Annotated in this window: 8 protein-coding genes; 2 read left to right on the forward strand and 6 right to left on the reverse strand. The window is 67.3% G+C overall.

Annotation, left to right across the window (positions count from 1 at the left end; genetic code table 11):
- On the forward strand, nucleotides 1-414 hold a 414-nt coding region (locus AC27KI_RS13655), incomplete at its 5' end, for a transketolase C-terminal domain-containing protein (RefSeq protein WP_487114256.1).
- Between the two features lie 293 nt (nucleotides 415-707).
- Nucleotides 708-1,787, forward strand: a complete 1,080-nt coding sequence (locus AC27KI_RS13660; RefSeq protein WP_272548513.1) for a TRAP transporter substrate-binding protein — start codon at nucleotides 708-710, stop codon at nucleotides 1,785-1,787.
- 248 nt (nucleotides 1,788-2,035) lie between these two features.
- On the opposite strand, the gene AC27KI_RS13665 is transcribed toward AC27KI_RS13660, so the two are convergent.
- From AC27KI_RS13665 to AC27KI_RS13690, 6 genes are all read right to left on the reverse strand, one after another.
- On the reverse strand, nucleotides 2,036-2,563 hold the full coding sequence (locus AC27KI_RS13665; protein WP_487090461.1) for a hypothetical protein: 528 nt from the start codon (nucleotides 2,561-2,563) through the stop codon (nucleotides 2,036-2,038).
- Nucleotides 2,560-4,143: a TRAP transporter large permease gene (locus AC27KI_RS13670; protein ID WP_487090009.1), complete on the reverse strand. Its 1,584-nt coding sequence runs from the start codon at nucleotides 4,141-4,143 to the stop codon at nucleotides 2,560-2,562. The genes AC27KI_RS13665 and AC27KI_RS13670 overlap by 4 nt, the downstream gene beginning before the upstream one ends.
- A 47-nt stretch (nucleotides 4,144-4,190) precedes the next feature.
- On the reverse strand, nucleotides 4,191-4,730 hold the full coding sequence (locus tag AC27KI_RS13675) for a TRAP transporter small permease subunit (protein ID WP_272564385.1): 540 nt from the start codon (nucleotides 4,728-4,730) through the stop codon (nucleotides 4,191-4,193).
- Between the two features lie 286 nt (nucleotides 4,731-5,016).
- Nucleotides 5,017-5,727: a mechanosensitive ion channel family protein gene (locus tag AC27KI_RS13680; protein WP_487114258.1), complete on the reverse strand. Its 711-nt coding sequence runs from the start codon at nucleotides 5,725-5,727 to the stop codon at nucleotides 5,017-5,019.
- Between the two features lie 63 nt (nucleotides 5,728-5,790).
- Nucleotides 5,791-9,192: a maltose alpha-D-glucosyltransferase gene (gene treS / locus AC27KI_RS13685; protein WP_284428957.1), complete on the reverse strand. Its 3,402-nt coding sequence runs from the start codon at nucleotides 9,190-9,192 to the stop codon at nucleotides 5,791-5,793.
- A gap of 15 nt (nucleotides 9,193-9,207) precedes the next feature.
- On the reverse strand, nucleotides 9,208-10,861 hold a 1,654-nt coding region (locus AC27KI_RS13690; protein WP_487114261.1), incomplete at its 5' end, for an alpha-1,4-glucan--maltose-1-phosphate maltosyltransferase.

Raw genomic sequence — 10,861 nt, forward strand, 5'->3', positions numbered from 1 at the left:
GGCAAGGGCGAGGTGCGCCGCACGGGCGCGGCGCCGCAGGGCCGGCGCATCGCCATCCTGGCGTTCGGCACGCTGCTGTACCCCGCGCTGCAGGCGGGCGAGGCGCTGGATGCCACGGTGGTCAACATGCGCTGGGCCAAGCCCATCGACACGGCCCTGCTGCTGGAAGTGGCCGCGAACCACGAGGCCCTGGTGACGCTGGAGGAGGGCACCACGCTGGGTGGCGCCGGCAGCGCCGTGTGCGAGGCCCTCAACGCCGCGGGCGTGGTGCGGCCGGTGCTGCAGCTGGGCTTGCCCGATGCGTTCATCGAACATGGCGACCCCGCCAGGCTGCTGGCGCTGCAGGGGCTGGATGCGGCGGGCATCGAGCAGGCCGTGCGCGCGCGGTTCCTGGCACCGTCCACTGCGGCCTGAGACCGCCGGACCCGTTCCAAGACGGCCCGAGGTGGGTGGGCCTTCGCAAACGCGGCACGGGCACTGATGCCCTGGCCCCGAGGCGCCCGCTGTCGATCTCCGCGAAGTGCGCGCGCCCGATGCTTGCAGAACCCTGAATGGGCGAAACGGGTGGGTTCTTTCACGGGAAAACCCGCAAAACCCGCAGGGGGCATGTTCCTACAATCGTCCTCGGCCCACACAGTTTCTTGCCCTGGGCGCACGGTGCCCACCAGCGCCGGGTTCTGCCAACAATATCTCGGAGATCAATCCTCATGGATCGTCGTTCAATCATCAAGCACGCCGGCATCGTCGGCGTGCTGGCCGCGGGCGCGGCCCCTGCAGTGCATGCGCAGGCCAACATCCGCTGGCGCCTCGCTTCGAGCTTCCCCAAGTCGCTCGACACCATCTACGGAACGGCGGAGGTGTTCTCCAAGAAGGTCAGCGAAGCCACGGGCGGCAAGTTCCAGATCTCGGTGCATGCCGGCGGCGAGCTGATGCCCGCCTTCGGCGTGGTGGACGGCGTGCAGAGCGCCTCCGTCGAAATGGCCCACACGGCCCCCTACTATTTCTACGGCAAGGACCCGACGTTCTGCCTGGGCTGCGCCGTGCCGTTCGGCCTGAACGCACGCCAGATGAACGCATGGATGTACGAGGGCAACGGCCTGAAGCTCATGCGCGAGTTCTACGCCAAGTACAACATCATCAACCTGCCTGGCGGCAACACGGGCGCGCAGATGGGCGGCTGGTTCCGCAAGGAAATCAAGTCGGTCGCCGACCTGAAGGGCCTCAAGTTCCGCACCAACCCGTTCGCGGGCAAGGTGCTGGAGCCGTTCGGCGTGATCCCCCAGTCCATCCCCGGTGCCGACCTGTACCCCGCGCTGGAAAAGGGCACGATCGACGCGCTGGAGTGGGTGGGACCGTATGACGACCAGAAGCTGGGCTTCAACAAGGTCGCGCCGTTCTACTACTACCCCGGCTGGTGGGAAGGCGGCCCGCAGCTGGACTTCTACATCAACACCAAGGCCTGGGAAGGCCTGCCGGCCGAATACAAGGCCGTGGTGGAAGCTGCCGCCTCGCACGCTCACGTGACCATGCTCGCCAAGTACGACGCCCGCAACCCCGTGGCCATCAAGCAACTGGTGGGCTCCGGCACCAAGCTGCGTCCCTTCACGCAGGACGTGATGAACGCGGCCTTCAAGTCGGCCCAGCAGATCTACTCGGACCTGAACAACAGCAACCCCGAGTGGAAGAAAATCTACCCCGACTACTCCAAGTTCCTGGCCGACCAGAACGCCTGGTTCCGCTTCACCGAAGGCACGTTCGACCGCTTCATGCAGCAGCAGAAGCTGTAACTGCGCAATCCTCCGAGCCGCCGTTTGAACGGCGGCTTTTTTTTGGGTGCCTGGCTGGTGCGCAAGCACCAACGCAGAGTGTCTGTCGCGTCCCTCGCGGGATGTGTGGGTTGAAACGGGAGCAGGGGCTCCAAGGTTCGAATCCTGGTACTGGTCGCGCCCCCGTGGGCGCGTGGATCATGCGCCTTGCCGCACCACGGCCTTGGCTGCGCACCGCAGCAGCGGCTGGTGGCATTTCGCCCGGCGCTTCAGCGAGCTGTCGGGGGCTGGTCTTCAGAACGGGCTTGTGGATTGCTGCCCTGCCGCACCACCGCCTCGCCGAAGGCCACCAACAAGGCCGGGTCGGCCGAATGCACCCAGGCGATGCTGCCGTTGCGCCGGCGCACGAGCATGCGGGGCGCGACGATGCCGCTCAGCCAGGGCCAGTGCACGATTTTGAAAGTGGCCACTTCGCGAATGTGCACCTTCTTGTCCCACAGCCACGATTGCAGCAGGGCGTCGCCCGTGAAGCGCGTGCGGCTGAACACCATCCACCAGCCCACCCAGGCGATCAGCACCCCGGCCAGGCAGAAGGTGGCCAGGCTGGTGAAGGACCACTGCGCGCCGCGCAGCGCGGGCACGGACCAGGCCGCGAACGCGCCAAGTGCCAAGACGATGGCCACGGCCAGCCCGCGCACCGCGGGCGGGTAGGCGGCGCTTTCCAGCCAGGTGCCCCCGGCACCGCCCGGTGCGTCCGCTGCGTCCGCAGGTGGCACGTTCGGGGAGTTGCCCGTCATTGCGGCGTGCTGGCCGCGCCTTCGGCGGGTGCGGCGTCCGGTGCTGGCTCGGGCACCGGCATGGCCTCGGCACCGGGTTCGGCGGCCGGGGCGGCGCTGCCCGCTGCGGGCTTTTCTCCGGTGCCGAACGGGTCATCCATGTTGATGGTGGGCTCGGCGGACGAGTCGGCCGGCATCTCGAGTTGCACCTTGTCCAGGTCGACCACCTGCTCCTTGTCCAGGAAGACGGTCACCGTCTGCGGGAAGAAGATCACGATCGCCACCAGGATCAGCTGCATGATCACCCAGGGGATGGAGCCCATGTAGATGTCGCTGGACTTGACCGGTCTGTCGATGCGTTTTTCCTTGAACAGCGTGTCCGAGATGCCGCGCAGGTAGAACAGTGCGAAGCCGAAGGGCGGGTGCATGAAGCTCGTCTGCATGTTCACGCACAGCAGCACGCCGAACCACACCAGGTCGATGCCCAGCTTGTGCGCCACGGGGCCCAGCAGCGGCAGGATGATGAAGGCGATCTCGAAGAAGTCGAGGAAGAACGCCAGGAAGAAGATGAAGATGTTCACCACGATCAGGAAGCCGATCTGGCCGCCTGGCAGGTCGCTCAGCAGGTGTTCGATCCAGATGGCGCCATCCACGCCCTGGAACACCAGCGAGAACACCCGAGAGCCGATCAGGATGAACACCACCATGGCCGTGAGCCGCATGGTGCCGTCCATCGCTTCCTTGATGAGCTGCCACGTGAGCCGCTTGTGGATGGCCGCCAGGATCAGCGAGCCCACCGCGCCCATGGCACCGGCTTCGGTCGGCGTGGCGATGGCGTGGTCCATGAAGGGCAGGCCGCCCATGGAGCCCAGCACCGCGAAGATCAGGATGGCCGAGGGAATGATGCCGCGCAGGCACTTGCCCCACAGGGCCCAGCCGTGCAGCGTGCGCGCCGTCTTGGGCAGGCCGGGCACGTACTCGGGGCGGAAGCGGCCCAGCAGGAAGGTGTAGATGGCGAAGATCAGCACCTGCAGGATGGCGGGGCCCCAGGCGCCCTTGTACATGTCGCCCACCGAACGGCCGAGCTGGTCGGCCATGACGATCAGCACCAGCGAGGGCGGCACCAGCTGCGTGATGGTGCCCGAGGCCGCCAGCACGCCGGTGGAGTAGCGCATGTTGTAGCCGTAGCGCATCATCACCGGCAGCGAGATCATGGCCATGGCGATCACCTGGCCGGCGACGGTGCCAGTGATGGCCCCGAGGATGAAGCCCACGATGATGACCGAGTAGCCCAGCCCGCCGCGCACCGGGCCGAACAGCTGGCCCATGGAGTCGAGCATGTCCTCGGCCAGGCCGCATTTCTCGAGCACCGCGCCCATGAGCGTGAAGAACGGAATGGCCAGCAGCAGGTCGTTGGACAGGATGCCGAACATGTTGATCGGCAGGTTCGCCATGAAATTGGCTGGGAACCAGCCCATCTCGATGGCGAAGAATCCGCTGAACAGGCCCAGGGCCGCGAGCGAAAACGCGACCGGGAACCCGATCAGCATGATCACGATCAGCCCCGCGAACATGATCGGGGCAAAGTTTTCCATGTGCATTCTGGTGTCGTCCTGAGAGAAGTCGGTGGGGCAGGGCGGGCGGGTGCTTACTGCACCGGCTTCTCGTAGTGCGTGTTCATCTGGATGTCGCCGCGCAGGTAGGCCACGCGCTTGATGATCTCGGCCACGCCTTGCAGGAACATCGCGCCGAAGCCCAGGGGCATCAGCAACGCGGCGGGCCAGCGGATCAGGCCGCCGATGTTGCCGGACATCTCGCCAGACACCAGCATGTGCCAGAAGAACGGCGCCGTCAGCCAGGTGAGCAGTCCCATCACCGGCAGCAGGAAGACGATCAGGCCGAACAGGTCCACCAGCACGGGCTTCTTGCCGCGCAGCCGGCCGTAGATGATGTCCACGCGCACGTGCTCGTTGAGCTTGAGCACCAGCGGCGCGCCCAGCATCACGGTGGTGGCGAAGAGGTACCACTGGATCTCGAGCCAGGCGTTGGAACTCATGTCCAGGCCGTAGCGGATGATCGCGTTGGTGGCGGAAATCAGAGCGGCGGCGAGCACGGCCCATCCGGCCACCTTGCTGAGCTTGGTGGAAATCCAGTCCATGCCCATGGCCAATTTGAGGAGTCCTGACACGGTTTGTCTCCTGGAGAACTTGGGGAATTATTGAAATACGGCGGCCCGGCCGCTGCGCGTGGACGCAGGGCCGGCAGTGGCGCCGATCGTACTCCCGGGCTGCTGAAAAAAGCCTGACGCTGGGGGGTGGGGTTTTCCCGTGCGGCTTGGCCCTGTGCGCCGCGCCATGCAACGGCGGGGCGAAAAAAACCCCGCGACACAGCGCGGGGTGGAGGCGCCCAGAGGGCGTGGAAGGGGCCGTCTCAGCAGCCTGGTGGGCAGCGCCGTTGACGCGGCCGGGCCGGTGTCATGGAATGCGGTGGTCGTCGCCCGCGGGGCCGTCGCCCGGGCCGCGCTTGCGGCGCCACCAGTGCTCGATGCACTCGGCCGCGCGGTCCTTGCCCCCTAAGCCGAAGGCCAGCGCCAGGGCGAACACCGCGCCGCCCAGCACGATGAGGAAGCTCTGGCGCACGATGTCGCCGCCGATGCGCAGGTGGTCGAGCGCGATCAGCACGACGAAGGCCACGATGGCGTACTGCGCCAGCTTGCCCAGCAGCACGGTTTCCTTCAGGCCGCTGCGCCGGCCCTGCGCGGCCACCATCTCGCCGACGAAGCGGCCGAAGTACGCGCCCAGCGCGAGGATGATGAGCGCGATGAACAGGTTGGGCACGAACCACACCACGCGGCTGAGCAGCGCGGTCACGTAGCTCAGGCCCAGGCCGTTGAAGGCGATGAGCAGCGAGGCGAGGATGACCAGCCAATAGACCAGGATGCCGAAGATGCTGGTGGTGTCGCCCTGCACGCCGCCTTGCTTCAGAAAGCCGTCGAGCCCGGCGCGCTGCGTGAGCACCTGGAAGTTGATCGCGCGCAGCCCGCGGGTCATGGCGAAGCGCGCCGCCTTGGCCACCAGCCAGCCGGCTGCGACGACGAGCAGGGCGATGAGAAGCCGCGGCAGGAATGCGCTGACCTGCAGCAGCATGGCGCGGGCCGGTTCCAGATGAATGCTGAAATTTTCCATGGAGGGTGCCCTCAATTGATCGGGTGAACGTGGACGGTCGTTGGCGGGCCGGGTGACCGGCGCCTACGGTGCCGCAGGGGCGGGCGAGGGCGAGGCCGCGGCGCCGATGAGCGCCAGCAGCCCCTGCAGCGGCACCTGCGCCCAATCGACGCGGTTGCCGAGTTCGTAGCGCAGCTCGTACAGCGCCTTCTCGATCTCGAACAGCGCCACGATGGCGCCGTCCGGCACGGGGGCCACCTCCAAGTGGGCGCCGGGGTGGGTGGCCGGGGCGCTGGCCTCGGCGGCATAGGCCTCGAGAAACGCGGCGCGCGTCTCGCGTTCCCATTGCTGGGCCGCTTCGTCCAGGCGCAGCATCTCCTCGGTGGACTGGGTCATCCGCTTGAGCGCGGCCCAGCGGGCGTAGTTGAACGAGCGCAGCATGCCGGCCACGTCGCGCAGGGGCGAGCTCTTGGCGCGGCGCTGCTCGAAGGTGCGGCCGGGTTCGCCCTCGAAGTCGATGATGACGAAGTCGTTGTCGGTCACCAGCACCTGGCCCAGGTGGTAGTCGCCGTGGTAGCGCGTCTTGTGGCCCGAAGGGGTCACGCCGGTACCCTGGCCGATGCGGTCCATGAGGGTGGCGCGCCGGGCCAGCAGGGCCTGGGCATCGGTGCGCGCGGCGGGGGGCAGGTCGGCCATGCGCTGCTCCAGCAGCGCCAGCGTATCGGCCGCCTCGGCCAGGGCCCGCTCATGGAAGGCCTGCACGTCCTGCGCGGTGACCGGCTCCGGATCGAACGCCGGGTTGCCGGTGCGCAGCGCGAGTGCCCGGTGCAGGCCGGCGGTGCGGCGGCCGAGGGTTCGCACCAGCGCGAGGAAGCCTCCATGCACGTCCGCCGTGGCGCCCGAGGCGATGCGCGTGTCTTCCAGAAACCGCTCCAGGTAGCCCAGGGTGTATTCCCAGCCGTCGCCCTGGTTGGACACGTAGGACTGCACCAGGGCCAGCGTCATGGTCGTGCCGTCGCCCGCGACGTACTCGACCGCGCCGCCCACCGGCACGCAATGCTCGAAGCGCGCGGCCTCGGTCAGGAAGCGACCCACCTCCAGCTCGGGATTGACCCCGTTGCGCACGTGCCGGTAGCCCTTGAGGAACAGCTTTTCGCCCAGGGTGACCACGGTGTTGCTGCTCTGCGCGCCCGGGCGGCCCACGGTGAGGTCGTCCAGCCCCTGCGCCATCCCGGCGAAGGCCACGGTGCTGCGAAAACGCAGCGTGCCGCCGCGGTCGGTTCCCAGTTGTTCGTTGGCACCGATGGCCCGCACCACCGCGCGGCAGAAGGCCTCGTCGTGGAAGGCGTCGCCCATCACGCCCACGTTGGCCTGCTGGCGCACGCGCGCCACGCCGCCGGGCGAGAGCCGGCGCATGCGCTCTTCATCGCCTTCTTCCCATGCCAGGGCCAGAGGAACGAAGTACGAGGCAGGCGGCGTGGACGGAGCCTCGACATTCAGGATCGGCAGCATCCATTCATAGCCGCCCTCGGTCTTCCACACGGTGTGGTCCTGGATGCGTGCGCGCTCGATGGCCGTGCCCTTGCCGGCGTACCAGCGCTGCAGCTCGATGTAGCGCGGCAGCGTGTCGGATTCGAATTGCACGCGCATGCGTTCGGCCATGCCGATGCGCCAGGGCATCACGTTTTCGCGGAAGAAGCTGGTCCAGCCGTCGAAGAGCACCAGCACCGGGCGCTCCTGCAGGTCGAGCCCGTCCTGGTGCCAGGACGGCACCTGCGCCTCGGTAGACAGGCGGAACCAGTAGAACCCGTAGGAGTGCAGCGTGAGCAGGTAGGGCAGGTCGCCGATGGGCGGGAAGGTGACGCGGCCCAGCATTTCCAGTGGGGCGCGCCCCTTGTAGGCCGACAGGTCCAGCTCCACCGGCTGGGCGGCGCGAGACAGGTTGAACACGGTCAGGATCACGTCGTCGCCGTGTTCGCTGATGTAAGCGAGGATCTTGCGGTTGCCCGGCTTCAGGAAGATGCGCCGGCCACGCCCGAAGGCCCGGCTGGTCTTGCGCACGGCCAGCATACGACGGGTCCAGTTGAGCAGCGAACTCTGGTCGCTGGCCTGGGCCTCGACGTTCAGCGCCTCGTAGCCATACACGGCATCCATGATGGGCTGCAGGTACAGCCGCTGCGGGTCGGCGCGCGAGAAGCCGGCGTTGCGGTCGGGGTTCCACTGCATCGGCGTGCGCACGCCGTTGCGGTCACCCACGAACACGTTGTCGCCCATTCCGATCTCGTCGCCGTAGTAGATGATGGGGGAGCCGGGCATGGACAGCAGCATGCCGTTCATGAGCTTCACGCGGTCGATGTCGTTTTCCATCAGCGGCGCCAGGCGGCGGCGGATGCCGAGGTTGATGCGTGCGCGCATGTCGGCGGCGTACATGGTGTACATGTAGTCGCGTTCCTTGCTGGTCACCATCTCCAGCGTCAACTCGTCGTGGTTGCGCAGGAAGATTGCCCACTGGCAGCCGTCGGGAATGTCGGGCGTCTGCTGCAGGATCTCGACGATGGGGTGGCGGTCTTCCTGGGCGATGGCCATGTACATGCGCGGCATCAGCGGGAAGTGGTAGGCCATGTGGCATTCGTCGCCATCGCCGAAATACTCGCGCACGTCCTCTGGCCACATGTTGGCCTCGGCCAGCAGGAAGCGGTTCTTGTATTCGGCGTCGATCGCGGCGCGCAGCCGCTTGATCACCGCATGCGTCTCGGGCAGGTTCTCGTTGCTGGTGCCGTCGCGCTCGATCAGGTAGGGGATCGCGTCCAGCCGGAAGCCGTCCACGCCCATGTCGAGCCAGAAACGCATGGTCTTGAGCACGGCCTCCATCACCAGCGGGTTGTCGAAATTCAGGTCCGGCTGGTGGCTGAAGAACCGGTGCCAGTAATAGGCCTTGGCCACGGGGTCCCAGGCCCAGTTCGACGTCTCAGTGTCGGTGAAGATGATGCGCGTGCCCTGGTAGATCTGGTCGGTGTCGCTCCACACGTAGAAGTCGCGCTCGGGCGAGCCGGGCGGCGCGGTGCGCGCGCGCTGGAACCAGGGGTGCTCGGCGGAGGTGTGGTTGATGACCAGCTCGGTGATCACGCGCAGGCCGCGCTGGTGGGCCGCGTCCAGCATCTCGCGGAAGTCATCCAGCGTGCCGTACTGCGGGTGGACGTCTTCGTACTCGGAGATGTCGTAGCCGTCGTCGCGCAGCGGCGATGGGTAGAACGGCATCAGCCAGATCGTGTTGACCCCGAGGTCCTTCACGTAGTCGAGCTTGGCGGTCACGCCCTTGAAATCGCCCACCCCGTCGCCGTTGGTGTCGAAGAAGGCCTTGACGTTGAGCTGGTAGATGACCGCGTCCCGGTACCACTGGGGATCGTCGCTGGTGTCGATCTCGGTGTTCTCGGGGGTGACGGCCGGCTCTGGCTCGGGCAGGGGGTGGACCAAAGGTGCATTCATGGGCGGCTCTTCTTTTTATTCAAAATGGTCGAAGTCGTCGTGGCGGCCGACGCGCCGGCGCACCACGAACACGTGGGCGGGCGAGCGGTGCGGGTCCAGCAGCACGTAGTGCGCATCGCCCTGCCAGACGAATCGCTGCTGGCTCAGCAGGTCGTGCATCTGCCAGTCGGCGGGAGGGGGTGCGGGCTGCGAGGCCGGCATGTCGGACGTGGAGGGGTCGGTGGCCGCGATGTCCGCCGCCGACAGCCGCAGCCAGCCCGACTGCGGGTGGTGCGGGTCCAGGTTGACCACGGTGACCACGATGTTCCGTCCGTCAGCGGAGTGCTTCATGTAAGCCAGCAGCTGGTCGTTGTCCACATGCAGGAAGCGCAGCCTGTGGTCCGCATGCAGGGCCGGGTTCTCGCGCCGGATCTGGTTCACGCGGGTGATGAAGGCGCGCAGGTTGCCGGGGCGCTCCAGGTCCCAGTGGCGCAGCTGGTACTTTTCGGAGTCGAGGTATTCCTCGCTGCCCGGCCCGCGCGGCAGGTGTTCCAGCAGTTCATAGGCCGGGCCGTAGATGCCGTAGCTGGCGGCCAGCGTGGCGGCCAGCACCAGCCGTGCCATGAAGACGGCCGGCTCGCCGCCCTGCAGGTGCTCGTGCAGGATGTCCGGCGTGTTGGGCCAGGCGTTGGGCCGGAAATATTCGCGGCCCGGTCCGGTGGACAGCTCGGTGAAGTACTCCGTCAGCTCGTGCTTGGTGTTGCGCCACGTGAAGTAGGTGTACGACTGGGTGAAGCCCCGCTTGGCCAGCCCGTGCATCACCTTGGGCCGCGTGAAGGCTTCGGCCAGGAAGATCGTGTCCGGGTGGTCGCGCTGGATCTCGGCGATCACCCATTCCCAGAACGGAAAGGCCTTGGTGTGCGGGTTGTCCACCCGGAAGATGCGCACGCCCTCGCCGATCCAATGCTCGAACACGCTTTTGAGTTCGCTCCACAGGCCGCGCCAGTCGTCGCATTCGAAGTTGAAGGGATAGATGTCCTGGTACTTCTTGGGCGGGTTCTCGGCGTACTGCACCGTGCCGTCCGGGCGCCAGCGGAACCAGTCGGGGTGTTCCTTCACATAGGGATGGTCCGGCGCGCATTGGAAGGCAATGTCCAGCGCCACTTCCAGGCCCTGCTCCTTGGCGGCCACGACCAGCCGGCGAAAGTCCTGCACGGTGCCCAGTTCGGGCAGGATGGCCTTGTGCCCACCCTCCTTCGCGCCGATGGCCCAGGGGCTGCCCACATCGTCGGGCCCCGCGGCCAGGGCATTGTTCTTGCCCTTGCGCTGCTCCCGCCCGATGGGATGGATGGGTGGGAAATACAGTACGTCGAAGCCCATGGCCGCGATATCGGCCAGGCGCGCCTCGACGTCGCGGAACGTGCCGTGCACGCCCGCGGTGGGGGAGGTGGAGCGGGGGAACAGCTCGTACCAGGTGCTGTAACGGGCCCGCTCGCGGTCGGCCCGCAGCGGCAGGGCGTCGGGGTAGCGCACCTCGAAGCGGCGGTCGGGGTGGCGGCGCATCGCCGCGGCGGCGGCTTCGTCCAGCGCCAGGGCCTTGAGCATGTCTGCATCGCCCTCGGCCTGGGCGCCGCGTTCCAGGGCCTGGGCCCAATCGGTCAGGTCGCTGCGGTCGCGGGCGGCGCTGGCA

The sequence above is a fragment of the Acidovorax sp. KPB24-03 genome (assembly GCF_057546605.1).